Origin of the sequence: Polyangium fumosum (assembly GCF_005144585.1) — a bacterium.
Classification (GTDB): Bacteria; Myxococcota_A; Polyangia; order Polyangiales; family Polyangiaceae; genus Polyangium; species Polyangium fumosum.
This window is the reverse complement of sequence record NZ_SSMQ01000006.1, coordinates 158,811-174,192: the sequence shown is the minus strand read 5'-3', so window position 1 is coordinate 174,192 and position 15,382 is coordinate 158,811. Positions and strand designations below refer to the sequence as shown.

General features: G+C 69.8%; 14 protein-coding genes. 6 read left to right on the top strand and 8 right to left on the bottom strand.

Features of this window, described 5'->3' with window-relative positions:
• Positions 1–2: 2 nt before the first annotated feature.
• Positions 3–332 (bottom strand): sensory rhodopsin transducer, encoded by a 330-nt coding sequence (locus tag E8A74_RS08260; RefSeq protein WP_136928390.1) that lies wholly within the window; start codon positions 330–332, stop codon positions 3–5.
• 156 nt (positions 333–488) lie between these two features.
• Between E8A74_RS08260 and E8A74_RS08255 the strand changes: the two genes are divergently transcribed.
• Positions 489–1,391, top strand: a complete 903-nt coding sequence (locus E8A74_RS08255) for a hypothetical protein (protein WP_136928389.1) — start codon at positions 489–491, stop codon at positions 1,389–1,391.
• 9 nt (positions 1,392–1,400) lie between these two features.
• On the opposite strand, the gene E8A74_RS08250 is transcribed toward E8A74_RS08255, so the two are convergent.
• Genes E8A74_RS08250 through E8A74_RS08240 form a run of 3 tightly spaced genes read right to left on the bottom strand, consistent with a single transcriptional unit; the run spans position 1,401 to position 4,194 of the window.
• Complete coding sequence (locus E8A74_RS08250; RefSeq protein WP_170228956.1) at positions 1,401–2,330, bottom strand: DUF4241 domain-containing protein; 930 nt, start codon at positions 2,328–2,330, stop codon at positions 1,401–1,403.
• A 32-nt stretch (positions 2,331–2,362) separates the two neighbouring features.
• Entirely contained in the window at positions 2,363–3,214 is an 852-nt protein-coding gene (locus E8A74_RS08245) for a BtpA family protein (RefSeq protein ID WP_136928387.1), read from the bottom strand.
• Positions 3,211–4,194, bottom strand: coding sequence for a carbohydrate kinase family protein (locus E8A74_RS08240; RefSeq protein ID WP_136928386.1), 984 nt, complete (start codon positions 4,192–4,194; stop codon positions 3,211–3,213). The genes E8A74_RS08245 and E8A74_RS08240 overlap by 4 nt, the downstream gene beginning before the upstream one ends.
• A gap of 116 nt (positions 4,195–4,310) precedes the next feature.
• Between E8A74_RS08240 and E8A74_RS55965 the strand changes: the two genes are divergently transcribed.
• The 4 genes from E8A74_RS55965 (at position 4,311) to E8A74_RS08225 (ending at position 6,660) form a co-directional block, all read left to right on the top strand.
• Complete coding sequence (locus E8A74_RS55965; protein WP_420814214.1) at positions 4,311–4,811, top strand: glutathione S-transferase N-terminal domain-containing protein; 501 nt, start codon at positions 4,311–4,313, stop codon at positions 4,809–4,811.
• Complete coding sequence (locus tag E8A74_RS54630) at positions 4,699–5,019, top strand: glutathione S-transferase family protein (protein WP_232379438.1); 321 nt, start codon at positions 4,699–4,701, stop codon at positions 5,017–5,019. Before E8A74_RS55965 ends, E8A74_RS54630 begins: the two co-directional genes overlap by 113 nt.
• Before the next feature lie 67 nt (positions 5,020–5,086).
• Positions 5,087–6,166, top strand: a complete 1,080-nt coding sequence (locus E8A74_RS08230) for a phosphotransferase family protein (protein WP_136928385.1) — start codon at positions 5,087–5,089, stop codon at positions 6,164–6,166.
• A gap of 5 nt (positions 6,167–6,171) precedes the next feature.
• Positions 6,172–6,660: a hypothetical protein gene (locus tag E8A74_RS08225; protein WP_136928384.1), complete on the top strand. Its 489-nt coding sequence runs from the start codon at positions 6,172–6,174 to the stop codon at positions 6,658–6,660.
• On the opposite strand, the gene E8A74_RS08220 is transcribed toward E8A74_RS08225, so the two are convergent.
• Entirely contained in the window at positions 6,661–7,254 is a 594-nt protein-coding gene (locus E8A74_RS08220; RefSeq protein WP_136928383.1) for a superoxide dismutase, read from the bottom strand.
• Positions 7,255–7,427: 173 nt separating this feature from the next.
• Between E8A74_RS08220 and E8A74_RS08215 the strand changes: the two genes are divergently transcribed.
• Positions 7,428–10,532 carry a serine/threonine-protein kinase gene (locus E8A74_RS08215; protein ID WP_136928382.1) on the top strand — a complete coding sequence of 1,035 codons (3,105 nt, stop codon included), beginning with the start codon at positions 7,428–7,430 and terminating at the stop codon, positions 10,530–10,532.
• Here the strand turns inward: E8A74_RS08215 and E8A74_RS08210 are convergent.
• The 3 genes from E8A74_RS08210 to E8A74_RS08200 all read right to left on the bottom strand — a co-directional run bounded on the left by E8A74_RS08210 (position 10,502) and on the right by E8A74_RS08200 (position 15,381).
• The gene (locus tag E8A74_RS08210) at positions 10,502–11,353 is read right to left on the bottom strand and encodes a hypothetical protein (protein ID WP_136928381.1); all 852 of its coding nucleotides are present in this window, start codon (positions 11,351–11,353) and stop codon (positions 10,502–10,504) included. The genes E8A74_RS08215 and E8A74_RS08210 overlap by 31 nt on opposite strands.
• Positions 11,354–11,458: 105 nt before the next feature.
• Positions 11,459–13,399 (bottom strand): cellulase family glycosylhydrolase, encoded by a 1,941-nt coding sequence (locus tag E8A74_RS08205; protein ID WP_170228953.1) that lies wholly within the window; start codon positions 13,397–13,399, stop codon positions 11,459–11,461.
• A gap of 233 nt (positions 13,400–13,632) precedes the next feature.
• Complete coding sequence (locus E8A74_RS08200) at positions 13,633–15,381, bottom strand: sigma-54-dependent transcriptional regulator (RefSeq protein WP_136928379.1); 1,749 nt, start codon at positions 15,379–15,381, stop codon at positions 13,633–13,635.
• Position 15,382: the final 1 nt, after the last annotated feature.

Here is a 15,382-nt window from a genome sequence, read left to right as displayed (position 1 = left end):
GCTCACATGCCGCAGCGCTCGGCGTGCGCGATCGTCGTCATCGCGTCCGCGCCGCCGGCGCCGACGCGCGTGTATTGCACGACGATAGGCACATCCGACTCGATCACGCTCGCGAAATCCGTTCCGATCGGCAGCGGCTCCGGGCCTTCGAGGTCCTGCCAGCGGACACGCCGGCTCCGTTCGGGCAGCAGCGTCAGGCGGTAGGGCCCGGCCGGCACGCGGTGCTCGAAGTACACCATGATCTCCACGTGCGCCTCGTGCATGGAGGCATTGAGCAGCCAGAGCACGTCGTTCGCGCCGTCGCTCTCCGCGCCGCCCGCCCGCCTCGCCACATGCCCCCTCCGCGACCGACCACCGTTTGCACCCCGCCGGCTTGCTCATCCAGGTCCCCCTCGCCCGGGCGCTCCCGCCCGAGAAAGGCCGCGTGCAGCGCCCGTGCCCGCGCGCCGCGTTCCCTTCCTCCGAGCTTGCCTGTATGCTGCGTCGAAATGTTCGTCCGCGTCGGGCTCCTCGTCCTCTCGTTCGTCCTCGGCGTTGGTTGTCGGGACGAAAGCGCGTCCCCGACGAAGGATCCGGAGGCCACGCCGTCCGTCTCCCCTCCCGCGAGCGTGGCTGTCACGCCGCCGAGCGCCGCGCCGTCGCCCGCCGCGCCGACGCTCCCCGTGCTTCCGCCCCGCAAAGTGGCGAGCAAGACGCTCGTGGACGGGAGCCTCCTCGGGGAGTTTTCCTTCGAGCGCGCTGCGGGCGACGAGGGCATGGCCTGGCTCGCCGCCGAGGATGCCTGCGTCGCCGCGGGCAAACACCTCTGCACGGCCACGCAATGGCAAGCCGCTTGCGATGCCGATCCGGCCGTCGCCGCGGTCGAGACCTGGACCCTCACGCCCGAGCGCGACGCGGGGTTTTTCGTGCGCGGCGGCGGGGCGGGGTGTGGCCGAAAGACCGTCGCCCCCGGAGCCCAGGCGAACCCCTTCCGCGCCGGCGCCTGCTGCACGCCCGCGCTCGCCGCGGCCGGCCGCGACATCCAGCCGGCCATGCTCCGGGCCATGGCGAAAAACGTCCTCGACCTCGAACGGACGTTGAATGCGCGCCGCGCCTCCGCGCTCGCGGGTTTCTTCGACGAGCGCGTGCGCGTCTTCCTCAAGGAAAAATCACGCGCCGAGGCCGTCGGCGTCTTCGAGCACGAGTTTGGCAAATACGAAGATTACGCGACCGTGCACGAGCTCTGCGATTTCTCCGCGGACGATACGACATACACCGCCGATTGCCGCAAGATCACGCGGTTCGGCGGCAAGATCGGCCTCGTGCTCACGCGGTACCTCTTCGTGGGCGGCTCGGGCAAACTGCGCTCGATCACCGATCCTGCCGTGTACCGCGCATTCGCCGAGCCGTAGCCGGCTTTCTCAACCCTCCGGCCAGCGCACGTCCGGAAACCGCTTTTCCGAGAGGCCGATCACCGACACGATTTCCACTGCCGCGCCGCTCGCGTCGAGCCCCCAGTACGTCGGGACCACCTGATCCCCGCCGAGCCCGAACGCGACGATGTTTCCGACGGTCCCTTTCCATTCCGCATGACCGAGGCTCCCGCCTTCCGCGTCGCGCGTCGCCCGGAGCGCCTGGATGAGCTCGCCGCTGTTTCGCTCGGCGCGACCGTCAGGGAGGGAGTCCTCGTGGACGACGCCGTTGCGCACGGACCTTCGTACCTGGGCCGGCGGCGTGTATTCGGCGAACACGCTCGCATCCATGAAGCAGCCCGTCGCGGCGTCGGACGGATACCCCGTGCGCGCGCCGGGGCGGGACGGCCTGGGAGTCTCTCCCGCGACCGCCGCCGTCTCCCATCGCGTCGGGCGGCCTGGGCCGAAGACGACACGCGCGAGGAGCAGCTCATGGGCACGGCCTCGCTCGTCGTCCTGGAGGAGCAGCTCGACGGGGTAACGCCCCGCCGGGACGGCGCGCGAAAGCACCTGGTTGGCCGAGAGGTTCGCGAGCGGATCCCCCGCCATGAGTTTTCCCGTCGGCACCACGAGCATTCCGATGCCCAGGCGACGCGTGGGCACGGCGACGAGCTCGTCGGTCTCCTCGTCACGCTCGCGCAGCGGCGCGCCCGTGAAAAGGTCGTGGAAATCGATTTGCGACGGCGCAGGGACGCTCGCCTTCGGGCGCTCCTGCGACGCCAAGGGATTGGCCGGAGGCGTGGGCGCCGCGGTCACGGCCGGCGAAGTTTCCCGAGGCGCAGGCGGCGTGGGCGAGGCACTGCACCCGGAGAGCGGGATCAGCATCAAACCCGTGGCGAGCGATAACGTCGATGGCACGAAGTGGCGAGGGGGGCGCACGGCGGGCGAGGGTAGCTCGAAACGTCGTGACATCAACCAGCGGCGCGCGCGGCCCGCACGAACCTGCGTACGCGCTCTGGATCGACGGGCTCCTCGATGCGCCCGTTCTCCTTGATGTTCGACCCCACGATCACGCCGTCGGCCGCGCCGAGGAAAGCGGTTACGTTCTCCTCGGTCGCGCCGCTGCCGATGAGCACCGGCGAATCCCCGGCGAGCGCCTTGGCCTCCCGCACCTTCGCGAGATCCGGCGCGTCCCCGGTCATCTTCCCCGACACAATGAGCGCGTCGGCCCCGGAAAAACGCGTCCATTCGATGTGCGTTGCGAGATCGATGCCGGGGAACCTGACCGAATGTTTCTTGTCGACGTCGGCGAACAGCTTGATGTGCTCGGCGCCGAGCTCCTTGCGCCGCCGCAAAAGCTCCGCCGCGCACCCCTCGTCCCACGAGCCCGCCTCCCACACGCCCGCGCCCGCGAGCATGCATACCCGGACGAACTTCGCGCCCGCGGCAATCGCGATTCCGAGCAGCGCGACGCCGCCGTTGTGCACGAGGTTGATGCCGAGCGGCAAGGGCACGGCTTGCCCCACGGCCCGCGCCACGACGGCGTGCGCCGCAATGCTCTCGGGCGCGACGTGGGATCCAGCGCGAAACGGGACGTCCCACATGTTCTCCACGATGATCCCGTCCACGCCGCCCTCTGCGAGCGCGCGGGCGTCGCGGATCGCGTTCTCGAGGATGACATCCATCCCGTAACCCGCATACCCCGGCGCGCCGGGAAGCGGCCAGCAATGCACCATGCCAAGGACGGGCTTTTTCGTGCCGAAGAGGTCCCCGAGATCCCGGAGCTTGAGCGCGTCGAGGCGCGCCTTCCACGGAGGCGTCATGTCTCTCTCCCGATCGATGGTTTTTCGTCCGTGAACAATGCCTGCAAAGCTGCAAGCTCGCCGCCGTGCGTGGAGAGCACTTGCAAGAGCTCCTCCCGCCCCGGCAGCGACGCCGCCGCGCCGAGCCGGCTCACGACGTGCGCGCCCGCGGCGTTGCCCAGCCTGCCCGCATGTTCGAGGGTGGCGCCGCGGCGCCACGCGTAAAGGAATGCCGCGACGAACCCATCGCCGGCGCCCGTCGTGTCGCGCACATCGGCGGGGAATGCAGGCAGGAACGTTCGTGCGGACCCTTCGGCCACGACGGCGCCGTTCGCCCCGAGCTTGCCCACGACGAGCGGCACGCCCGCCGCGAGGAGCGCCGCCGTGGCGGCCTCATGGTCCTGCCGGGCGAGCGCGCCGAGCTCGCTCGTATTGCCGAAGAGCACGGAGAACCGCGGGGCGAGCGCGAGGAGGTCCGCGGCGCGGGTTCGGACGAGCGGCAGGCAAACGTCGAGCGAAATGGGGATTTGGCGACGGCGCGCTTCTTCCATCAATGCAAGCGTCGTCGTCCCCTGCTCACCTTCGAGGAGCGCGTGCCCCGCCACGTGCAGGTGCACGACCTCCTCGAACACCGCCGCGAAATCGGGGCACGTGACCGCGGTGTTCGCGCCGCGGAAGCTCAAAAACGTCCGCTCGCCCCCGGGGGAAATGGCCACGATGCAGTGCCCGGTGGCCTGCGTGGGGTGTGTCTCGACGAACGAAAGATCCACGCCGGCTTGCTTCGCCGCCTGGAGCGCGACGTCGGCCCCCGGATCCCGCCCGACCGCCGTGACGAGCCGGGCGCGCGCGCCGAGCTTGGCGAGCGCCGTCGCCACGTTCGCGCCCGAGCCGCCGCTGCTGTACCCGAGCGCCGTCATCGCCACGTCGTCGCCCTCGTCCGGGAAACGCGCGAGCGTGCTGCTGAGGTCTGCGTTGGCGTCGCCGACGACGAGAAAAACCATGGGGGCGGCGAGCCTAGCGCGGAACCCATCCCCCGACCATCCCGTTCAAAAGAGCGAGCATCCGCGTGGTTTTCGCGCGCCCCCTTCCCACGAACCCACCCTCCGATCCATCCTGCATGCGTCCCCCGGCATTCATCACCTGCCAAACCCAAAGAGGATTTCGACGTATGAAGCTCTGCGGCTTTCGCATCAGCAACTACCACAACAAGGTTCGCCTCGTCCTCCTGGAGAAGGGCATCCCCCACGAGGAGGATCCGAGCTGTTGGCCCTCCCAGGAACCCGCATTTCTCGCGCGTTCCCCCATGGGCCGGGCGCCCTTCCTGGAGACGCCCCACGGCGTCCTCTGCGAGTCGCAGGTGATCTGCGAGTACCTGGAGGAGGCGTACCCGGACAACCCCCTCATATCCGCGCGATCCATTCGCCCGCGCCAAGGTCCGCGAGCTCATCCAGGTCTTCGAGCTCAACATCGAGCTCGTCGCGCGCCGCACCTACCCCGCCGCGTTCATGGGCGGCACGCTCACCGACGACGCCAAGGCTGCGATCAATGCCGATCTCGCCAAAGGCATCCGCGCCTTCTTGCAGCTCGCGACCTTCGATCCGTTCCTCGCCGGCGCTGAGCTCACCGTGGCTGACTGCGCGGCCGCCATGCACTTCCCGCTCATCTCGCTGGCCACCGCGCGTGTGTTCGGCGCGGACGTCTTCGCCGACGTGCCCCAGGTCGTGGCGTATGTCGAGCGGATCCGCCAGCGCCCCCACTTCGCGCGGGTCCTCGCAGACAACCGCGAGGCGTTCGAACGGGCCGTGGCGAACGCGCGCCGCGGCTGAGCCCTTCGCAGCGAACCGCCTTTCCAATCGACGACGGCGGGGGCGTTCGTGTTATAAGCCCCCCGCCATGCCCCTCGTGCCGCCGAAGAGCGCCCGCCCTCCGCGTGAAGCCCACCGCATCGACGAAGCCTCGCTCGCGCGCTGGCTCGTGGCAAACGTGGACGCTTGTCGTGGCGGCGGCTCGGTCACCGCGCTCCAGTTCCAGGGCGGCCAGTCGAACCCCACGTACTGGATCGGTTTCTCGGGCCCGGACGGCGATCAGGAGCTCGTCCTGCGCAAGAAGCCCCCGGGGGACCTCTTGCCGTCGGCGCACGCGGTCGAGCGTGAATACCGCGTCATGCGCGCGCTCGCCGGCTCGGACGTGCCCGTGCCCGAGGCCATCGCGCTCTGCGAGGATGCGGCCGTGATCGGCACGCCGTTTTTCGTCATGCGCCACGTCCCGGGCAGGATCTTCTGGGATCCGCAGCTCCCCGGGACGAGCGGCCCGGACGAACGCCGGGCGATCTACGACGACCTCGTCCGGGCCCTCGCTGCGCTCCACCGCGTGGACTACGCCGCCGTGGGCCTCGGCGATTATGGCAAGATCGGCGGATTCGTCCCGCGCCAGGTGCAGCGCTGGTCGCGCCAGTACGAGGCTTCGCGCACGGGCGACGTGCCTGCGATGGAGGCGCTCATGGCCTTCCTCGGCAAGAGCGCGCCGAAGCACGACGAGACCACGCTCGTCCACGGCGATTACCGCATCGACAACGTGATTTTTGCGGGCAGCGAGCCCCGGGCGCTCGCGATCATCGACTGGGAGCTCTCGACGCTCGGGCATCCGGTGAGTGATCTCGCGTATCTCTGCATGGGGTATCACCTCGCGCTCCCGGGGCGCGGCAGCCTCGTCGGCGCGGATTTCGGGGCGCTCGGCATTCCGGACGAACCGGGGATCGTCGAGGCGTATTGCAAGCTCACGGGACGGGGCGCGATCGAGGACTGGCCTTATTTCATGGCGTTCGGAATTTTTCGGCTGGCGGCGATCGCGCAGGGCGTCTACAAGCGGAGCCTGCAAGGCAACGCGAGCTCCGAGAGCGCGGGCGCGTTCGGGGCCGCGGTCTTCGCGCTGGCCGATCTCGGATGCAACATCGCCGGGGTTCGCCCGGGCTGATCACCATGGGAGCACGGAGGAACATCATGCGGGGGTTTTTCGCGGCAATGCTCGGGCTTGGTCTCCTCGGATGCGGAGCCTCGACGGAGGCCACGCTGGACGGCCCGGAGGCGCCCACGCAGGCGTCGATGGAATGCGAAGGCCCGCAGCCGGCCGTCGTGCAGAACGTGCGCTGGCTCGGCCCCGCGTCGGCCCCGGGCAAGGCGCCGCTCGCGGGCGTGGGCGTCGAGGTGAACAAGGCGCTCGCCTTCGAACAAGGCGTCGAGATCACGGTGCGGGAGGTGAAATACACGCCCGTCGCCGCGGACCGGAACCTCGCCATGGCGCGGCTCACGGTGCGTCACGGCAGCGAGACGAAAGACGTGAGCCTCGGGCGCGAATTGCCGGGCGGGAAGGTGTGTTATCAGCAGGCGACGGGGGTCTGGGTCGGCCTCGTGGAGACGGTGCCGAACAAGGCCATGCTCCGCGTGGGTTTGCCCCCGGCCGAGCCCTGATCAGAGCCGCCCGTCGACAACGCTCCAGTTCACGTTCGCGAAGAAGTCTTCGAGGTATTTCGCGCGCTCGGTGGGCTTGAGGTACGCGCTCCACGCGTGCTCCCAGAGGTCGAGCACCACGATCGGGCGGTGACCGGCGGGGTGGCCGACGTCGTGGCGGTCGATCCAGTAATTGTCGAACTGGCCACGCGTGGGGTCGAAATACGTGATGGCCCAGCCGACGCCCGGCATCTTGGCGACGCCGAGGAAATCCTTTTTCCAGTCGTCGAAGCTTCCGTACTGGCGCGCGATGGCCTCGGCGAACCGCGTGTCCTTGCCGTCCGTGGCCTTCGCCGCGAGGTTGTCGAAGTAATACTCGTGGAGCAGGATGCCGTTGATCTCCCAACCCGCGCGGCGCTTCAGCTCGTTGTATTCGAAGGTGCTCGCCTTGTTCTCGGCGACCATCGACGCGAGCGTCTCGTTCAGCTTGTTCGAGCGCGTGACGTACCCATTGTAAAGCGTCAGGTGGACCGCCACCTGATCGTCGGTGATGCCTTGCAGGCCCTTGAGCGCCGAATAGTCCTTCGCCGTGTACTTCGCCGGGATGATGGCCATGGTTGCCTCCTCTTTCGCTTCTTCTCGTAGGTGCGAAAGCAATGCGGCGCAAGGAAGCCTCCAATGCGTCGGCAGACCTCCAACGCCTTGGCAGGCCTGCCGAGGCGCTGGAAGGTCGGTGCTGCGGATTGACGCCGATCCGCTCGGCGCTCTAGGCTCGGCCCGATCGGCGTATGTCCCTGCACGCCTCGGCTGACCGTGATCCCGGCGTAGGTTTTCAACCGCGGCCCGCCGCCCGGATCGCCGATCGTTACGAGCTCGTCCGTGAGCTCGGGCGCGGCGGGCACGGCGAAGTGTGGGAGGCGCGGGACACGCTCGCGGGGGAGATCGTGGCCGTGAAGCTCCTGCGCGCGGGGGCTGCCGCGGATCCGGCGCGCGCGCGGCGGGAGATCTCCACGCTGCGGCTCTTGCGGTTGCCCGGCGTGGTGCGCCTCTTCGACGAGGGGACGGAGGAGGGATGCCCGTTCCTCGTGATGGAGCGCGTCGCGGGATTGCCTTTCCCCGGAGCCGATCGCCCCGTCCCGTGGTCGGCGATTGCCAGCACCACGGTCGCCGTGCTGGAGACGCTCGCGCGGATCCATGCCGCGGCGATCGTTCACCGTGACCTCAAGCCCGACAACGTGCTCGTCGGCGCGGACGGGAGGCCCACGATTCTCGATTTCGGCCTCTCCTCGGGGCGTTCGTCGGACGAGGACGTCATGCCCGCCGGCTACATCGAGGGCACGTTCCCGTACCTCGCGCCCGAGCAGCTCCGCGGCGAGGCGGCCTCGCCGGAGACCGATCTGTATGCGCTCGGCGTGCTGCTTTACGAGGCGCTCGCGGGGCGACTGCCGCACCGCGCAGGGAGCCTCCAGGAGCTCATGGTCGCGCGTCTCACCGAGCGCCCAGAGCCACTCGCGCGGATCATTCCCGGCGTCCCCGAGGAGGTCTCCGCGCTCGTCGAGCGGTTGCTCGCGATCGAGCCCGAGGATCGGCCGCGCGGAGCGGCGGAGGCGCTCGGGAGCCTCGGAGGGCAGAAAGCCGCGCAAGGGACGGCCCTGCCTCGCCTCGGGGGCGAAGGTCCCGTGCGTGCGCTCGTCGAAGCTGCCCAGACAAACCAATTCCTGTACCTCGCGGGAGAGCCGGGCACGGGTCGCACCCGCGCCCTCGCCGAGGCGGCCGAGGCGCTCTCCCGCGAGGGACGCGTGGTGCTCCGCGCCCCGCCTTCCCCCTGGCCTTACGAGAGCCTCACGCCCGTGATCGGGCCACTCCCGCGCGAAGGTGCGCTCTGCGTCGTCGCATCGTGGGTGGACGAGCGATTGCGCTCCTTGCTCCGCGAGGGCGTGGTCCTCGCCGTCGACGACGTGGAAGAGCTCGATCGCTGGTCCCGCGAGGCGATCGAGCGCGCGCGCGGAACGGGCGCGATTCTGGTCACGGGCCGAGGGCATTGGCGAGATTTCGAGGCGCTCCCGCTCCGGCCGCTCTGCGAGGCCGACCTTCGCCCGCTGTTCGCCGGGCCGGAGCGGCTCTTTCACCTGCAAACCGACGCGGCGCGCGTGCTCGACGCGCGGACGGGGGGCGTGGCCGCGCGTGTCGTGAACGAGCTCGAAGCCTGGACACGCGCGGGGCTCGCGCGTTGGGATGGCGCCGTGTTCGTGATCGATCGAGACGCGCTCGATCGACTCGAAGCCATGCCGCCCGCCCCCTCGCCTCCATCGGCCGACAAACCCCCGGCGATTCCTCCCCACCTCGAAGAGCTCGTGGCCTCGATCGAGCTTGGGTTGCCCGAGTATCCTCCGCTGGAAGTCGCCATCGCAATGGGCAAACCGCCCTGGGCCGCGGAGGCGCTCGTCGCCGAGGTCAGGGGCCTCGGTGTAGGTCCGCATCAACGGGGAGAACACCCTTTCGAGATGCACCTCGGCCTCGCGCCGCGCCTGCCGACGGCGCGCGTGCGTGCGATTCACCGCGCCCTCGCCGCGCGTCGCGCGCGTGGCACCGAGGGACGGCTCTTGCGCCTGCTCCGCGGGGCCGAGGGCGGCTCGATCGACGAGTGCCTCGAAATCACCTTCGAGGCCGAGGCCAGCGGGCGCCGGTCTGCCGAAGAGGGGCGGCTCGGCCACGCGGTGACGGCGATCCGTGAGGGGCTGCTCTTCGTCCGGCAAAGCCCCTTCGCCGAGGAGCCCCGCGCCGTCGCGCGCGAGCATTCCTTGCTCTCCTCGTGGACCGAAATCGCGCTTTCCGAGGGGACGCCTGCCGCGCTCGATCGGATTCTTTATGAACTCTGCCGCACGCGCCCGCGCAGCTTCGACGTGGCGCACCTCGAAGCGCTCGTGCGCGCGGCGCTCGCCCTCGCGGCGGGCGCCGATCGCGCCTTTGCCATGGCCGACGCCGTCGCGCCTTTCGCCGAGGTTCGCCTGGAGGCATGGCGGCAGCGCCTGCGCATTGCGAGCGCGCGGCGCGGGCCGGATTCGCCGGAGCGGCTCGCGGCCGTGCTCCGGGAGGTCGAGGCGTGGGCCGCTTCGTCCGGGGAGCACGCGGCGCGTGTGGTGCTCGACGCGGGGCTCGCGCGAAAGGCGTACCAGGACGGCCATTTCGAGGACGCGGCGCGGCTGCACCTCCGTGTCGCCGCGGCGGAGCCTTTCCTCGCCGCGCGGATCGCCGCCCTCGACCATGCGGCCTCGGCGCGCATGGAGACCTTTCGATTCGACGAGGCCGCGGCGTACGCGACGGAGGCGCGCGCGCTCGCGCAGAGGTGCCGGCATGCGCACCTCGAGGCGCGGGCGGAGTGGCTCTTGCGCGCGGTCGGCTATCGCGCGTGTCGGGTCGAGCGGCCCGATCGGGAGTTGATCGACGCCGTCGAGCGGCTCGGTGTCCCGGATCTCGAGGGGCTCGTTTGCATGAACGAGGCCGCGATCGCTTTCCGCGGCGGCGATCGGGACCTCGCGCGGGCGCTCGCCGAGCGGGCGGATCGCATCTGGACGGGGATGGGCAAACGCTGGGCGTCGCTCCTCGCGCGTTGCCTGGCCATTGCATGCGGCCGGCGCGTGGGGGAGGGGGAGGGGCTGGATCTCGCGGCGCAGGTCGCCGCGTGCCCGGTGCCGGGCCTCGGGATCCAGATGCTCGGCATGCTGGCCCTCGTTTTCCAAGACGTACGCGATCACTATCGAGGCGCCCTGGCCGAGCTTTGCGAGGGGGTCCCGCCGGCGTATGGGTCGATGCGGATGGAGGTGCTCTCGGTGGACGAGGCCCGCGCGGCCATCGAGGGGGATCAGGCGTCGACGGGCGGCGCGTCGAGATAAGCGCAACTGGCGATTACATAGGTCGAGCCTTCCTTCCAGACCGCGCTGGAGAACGCCTGGAAGGTCCCCACGCTGTTCACCGTCCTGGGCAAGGTCCGGCTGGGATCGACGACGACGACCCCGACGAGCCCTGCCTCGTCCTGCTGCACCTTTTCGAGCGGCATCTGGCTCGCGCCGGTCCGGCTCCCCGGGGGGGCATACCCCGGCAGGAGCGTCCAGTGTTCCTGGTTGGTCCGATAGCCGCTCGTCGCGGGGATGGCCGTGCCGAAGACATACCCATGGATTTGCCCGTAGGTCGCGGCGTCGTACGCCGCGATGGGCACCCCCGACTGGAAACGATAATCGATCTGGCCGGGGTCGTCTTCCCCCGTCGGCCACCCGCCTGCCGGCTCCCTCTCCGTTCCTCCGGCCACACCTCCCGCGAGCGGTTTCGCGGGCAAGCGCGTCGGTAAGCCCTTCCCGGTCGTATCGTCGACCCTTCGCTTGCTGGAGAGAGCCGGCGCCGGGGGGGGCTCCGCCGAGCCGATGGAGTCGTAACTCGCGCTGTACACCTTCACGTAATGGGCCCCCTCGCGCCAGAGCCCCGGCCATGTCGCATTCCACGCCGCGAGGGTCGTGACGGGCTCTCGCAGGGTGAGCGGCGTGCGAAGCACGATCCCCGTGGGAGGCAAGGGCAGGGCGCCCGCATAGAGCACCCAGTGCTGCTCCTGGTGCACGCGCTCCTCGCGAAGGCTCGGCGGGCATGCGAATACATACCCCACGACGTTGCCCTGGAGGACGACCTCGAGGGTGGTGTTGTTGGCAAACGGTCCGTTGAGCAAGGAATCCTCCGTCCGGGTGATGATCTGCCGAGATGAGCGTTCAATTGCCTGTTTACTCCGAGCCGCGGGCGGCGTCCATGGAGGGCCGCCGCCCGCCCTCGACGGTCACGGAGACACTTGCACGCACCAGGATTGGTTGCTGCTCTGGTACGGCGAGAGCTCGATGATCTCCGTGCCGGGGAAATGCTGCACCGTGATGTTCGTCAGGTCGTTGTTCCCCTCCAGCACGAGCCCGTGGCCGGAGGCGGCGGCGCCGTCGATCGTCGTGCGCCCTCCCGAGCAAACGCCCTGTGCGTAGGGCGAATTTCCGACCATACGCACGCCCCATTTCATGGGCGGGAGGTTGCACCTGGTATGCATGGTCGTGTTGCCATTCGTGTCGCGCGGCACGGCGAAGCGCACCCATTGCCCGGGGAGCGCGTGCTTCATCGCCCACGTGAGCGTGCCGGGTGCGTTCGGGTCACAGGTGAAATCGTTCAGCACCGTCACCTCGGGCCAGATGTATTGCGTGGCCTTCAGGAACTCGAGCACCCCGCGCCCGAGGATGCTCGCCCCCGGCGCCCCGCCCCCCGGACCACGCCAGCCGTCGAGGATCGAGCTGTAATAGCCGCATCGCAAGGCCGGCGTCTCGGGGAAGAACCACGACCAGGCCGCCCACCCGAACTGCCGGTTCGGGCGCGTCGCATACAGCAGCACGGAATGCAGGAAATCGACCTCCTGATCCTTCGTGCAACCGGTCGGCTCGCCCGACGCGAACTCCGTGATCACCACCGGGAACAGGCGCGCCTGCGTCGCCAGGTAGCCGAAATACTGATCGAAGAGGGCTTCGAACCCAGCGAGGTTCTCGACGCCCGCGACGCTGTTCTCCTCCGCGAACCGGAAGGACGGCTTCGCCGCATAGGCGAGGTTCGTCGCGCCCGTGATCTGGTATTGCGGCTGCCACACGCGCCGCAGGTCGACCCCGTCGATCGCGGGCACGAGCACCACGTTTTGCGCGCCGAACTCCCGCACGCGCTCGTACAGCACCCGCATCCCGGCGTACGTGAAGCTCTTCGTGACGCTCCCGCTCCCGTCCGCCTTGGGCAACGTGCAGCTTTTGGTCTCGTAGGACCCGTCCGGGTTCTTCGTGCCGTCGAGCCAGATCCGCCATACCTCGTCCTCGGACCAATCCGCCGTGTTCGTGCAAGGCACGTGCGGGGCGTCGAAGATCTCGAAGACCACGCGTGATCGATCGATGCCGTCATTCGGCTGCCCCGGTTTGTGCCCGAGCTCGTGCCCGAGGCGCCGCAGAAAGTTCCCGAGCCCGACATTGCCGTAGAGGTTTTGACCTTGCAGGTTCCGGCCGATGAAGACGTTTTGCGTCGTCCCGTCCTCGGCCGTCCACACGTGCGGCATGTGATTCCAGACGTCTTCCTTGATCCCGTCGGAGCCCCGCACGCTCGCGTCGGAGCGCACGTCGAGGATCACGTCCATCCCCTGCGCCTGGATCTTCTTCACGTTGTCCTTGAGGATCTGCCAGTAGATCTCCCACACCGCGGGGTTGTTGCAGGGCAGATCGGCGTCGGGATCCGCGCTGAGGGCGTCCGCGAGGCGGTCGCCATAACAACGGTAATCCCAGGACACGGGCAGCCGGACCGTATCGAAGCCCCATTGCTTCATGTGAACATATTCGTCCGGGTGGATGCCCGGTGTCCAGCGCACGCCGCCGGGGATCTGCGGATCCGGGACGGGGATGTAGAGGCTCGGCTGGCTTGGCCCTTCGCCGTGCCACGTCGATTCGAGGCCGGGCCGCGAGACCCCGTGGAAGACCACGCGATTGCCATTTCCGTCGACGATCGCCGGCGTCCCGTCGGCGAGCTTCGCCACCCCGTAAGGCCCGACGCGGCTCGGCGCGCTGATGACGGCCGCGAGGGCCTCCGCCGTTTCCCCCTCGGCCATCTCCTCCGTCGCCCCCTCCTCCACCTCGGCGCACCCCGGCCCGACGACAAGCGTCCCCGCCACGAGCAATAGCGCCGCCCCGCCCCACGTCGCACGCGCACGACCCATCGAAGAAGAATGATTCTTCATGACAAACGTATCTCCCTGGACGCGTCGCGCGATTTCCTTGGCGCCGACGCGCTTCGACAGGGCCCTATTGCAAGGGTCGGGCCAGCCCCGCCCGGCTGGTATTCCTGCGGCCTGCCCGCAGGTTTCCCCGGTTTCCGTGAGGCCCCCGCCTCCTCTGGCGTTCGCGGCGACGCGCCCGCGTTCCTGCCGACGCGCCGCCGTCGCCCGCGAGGTTACGTCTCGTCCTTCTCGACGAGATCGTCGAAGGGCCCCGCTCCGTCCTGCCCGAGCGCGCGGACGAGCGCGTTCACCTTCTCGATTTCACGCCGGAACGCCTTCTGGTGGTTCCGGTTCTGCACCACGCCCGCCTTGCCGAGCAGCCGAAAGGCCGCCTCCTTGCTGCTCCTGCGGCGCGCCGCCGTCCCGAGCACCACCCCGCGGAACGCCTCGGCCAGATCGAGATCCAGCACCTCCCCCGCGGCCTCGCGCCGCTCCGCCTCGTCGACGACCGCCTCCGCGGCCCGCCGGATCGACGCGAATGCCGAATCCTTGGCCCCGCCGCCCCCCTCGTATCCGAGCGCGCGCTCGACGTGCCGTGCCTCCAGCGTGATTTCGCTCGTGGCCCCCCCGTGCTCCACCAGGGCGAGCGCGTACGCTCGACGGATGATGTTGTCGAGCTGTCGCAGGTTGCCCGGCCAGCGCGCCGCGATGAGCGCCCGCTCCGCCAAAGGCGCGACGCGGGCCCGCCCCTCGGCCGCGCTCTCCGCGTGCCGTCGCTGGAGCATGTAATGCGCCCATTGCGGAATCTCGTCCGCGCGCTCGTCGAGCGGGAGGAGCTTCACCGGCAGCACGTTGATTCGATAATAAAGATCCTCTCGAAACTTTCCCGCGAGGACCGCGGCGCCGAGGTCCGCGTTCGTCCCGACGAGGAACCGCACGTCCGCGCGCCGCTCGCCCGAGCCGTCGCCGAGCGCGCGATACCGGCGCTCCTCGAGCACCTGCAAGAGCCCCGCTTGGGCCTTCAGCGAGAGTTTGTCGATCTCGTCGATGAAGAGCGTCCCGCCGTCGGCGCGTGCCACGGCGCCTGGATTTTCGGTGACGGCGCCGCTGAAGGCGCCCTTCTTCCACCCGAAGAGCTCGCCCATTTGCAGCTCGTCGGGCACGGTCATCAGATCGAGCGCCTCGAAGCGCTTGCCTTTGCGGCGCGAGCGCGCGTGGCACCAGCGCGCGATACGTGATTTCCCCGCGCCCGTCGGGCCCCCGAGCAGGATCGTCTCCTCCTGCTCGGCGAAGACACGCGCCATTTGCACGAGCCCGGCCATTTTCGCCCCGAGCACGGGCAAAAGCTCGTCCGCAGGCGCGGCGGGCGGGGGCGCCATCGGCAGCGCGGCGAGGTGCGGCGCCGCGACGTCTGCGAGGAGCTGCAGCGCCCCGAGCATTTCGGGCCCCCAGAACGGCCGGCCGATCGCCGCCTGACAATCGGCTTCGAGGGAGATCATCCCAATCACCGAGCCCGGCAACCGCAGCGGCACGACGGCGAGGTGGGTCGCCGCGCGTTCGAGCAGCCTCGCCGCGCTCTCGCGCCCGAAGGTCACGTCCGGCCCGGCGAGTTTTTCGCGCACCACGACGCCGCCCTCGCCGAGGTGTGGCTCCACCTTGCCGAGCGTCACGTCGATCGTCACCGCGCACCCGTACGTCGCGACCCATCGCCACGCCGAGGCCGAGGGCAGGTGCGCCGGCGTGCCCGCCTCGATGGGCCGCGCCGCGGCCGCGCCAAACTCCATCACCACGAGGCCTCGATACCCGTCGCCGGGGCGCAGGTGCACCATTCCCCGCAGAATGCGCCCGCGGCCCGCGTGACGGCCCGCGCCGAGGGCCTCGGCCGCGCGGCCGAGCATGGGGGCGAGCGTCGCGCCCGCGGCTCCCTCGAACGTTCGGGCCGCGAGGAGCGAGGCGCAAAGCGTCGCGAGGAGGTCTTGCATG

Coding starts and splice junctions, on each gene's coding strand:
- E8A74_RS08200 (WP_136928379.1), bottom strand. CDS start 15,381: ATGCAAGACCTCCTCGCGACGCTTTGCGCCTCGCTCCTCGCGGCCCGA.
- E8A74_RS54630 (WP_232379438.1), top strand. CDS start 4,699: ATGGGCGGCACGCTCACCGACGACGCCAAGGCTGCGATCAATGCCGAT.
- E8A74_RS55965 (WP_420814214.1), top strand. CDS start 4,311: ATGCGTCCCCCGGCATTCATCACCTGCCAAACCCAAAGAGGATTTCGA.
- E8A74_RS08230 (WP_136928385.1), top strand. CDS start 5,087: ATGCCCCTCGTGCCGCCGAAGAGCGCCCGCCCTCCGCGTGAAGCCCAC.
- E8A74_RS08245 (WP_136928387.1), bottom strand. CDS start 3,214: ATGACGCCTCCGTGGAAGGCGCGCCTCGACGCGCTCAAGCTCCGGGAT.
- E8A74_RS08205 (WP_170228953.1), bottom strand. CDS start 13,399: ATGGGTCGTGCGCGTGCGACGTGGGGCGGGGCGGCGCTATTGCTCGTG.
- E8A74_RS08255 (WP_136928389.1), top strand. CDS start 489: ATGTTCGTCCGCGTCGGGCTCCTCGTCCTCTCGTTCGTCCTCGGCGTT.
- E8A74_RS08215 (WP_136928382.1), top strand. CDS start 7,428: ATGTCCCTGCACGCCTCGGCTGACCGTGATCCCGGCGTAGGTTTTCAA.
- E8A74_RS08225 (WP_136928384.1), top strand. CDS start 6,172: ATGGGAGCACGGAGGAACATCATGCGGGGGTTTTTCGCGGCAATGCTC.
- E8A74_RS08220 (WP_136928383.1), bottom strand. CDS start 7,254: ATGGCCATCATCCCGGCGAAGTACACGGCGAAGGACTATTCGGCGCTC.
- E8A74_RS08240 (WP_136928386.1), bottom strand. CDS start 4,194: ATGGTTTTTCTCGTCGTCGGCGACGCCAACGCAGACCTCAGCAGCACG.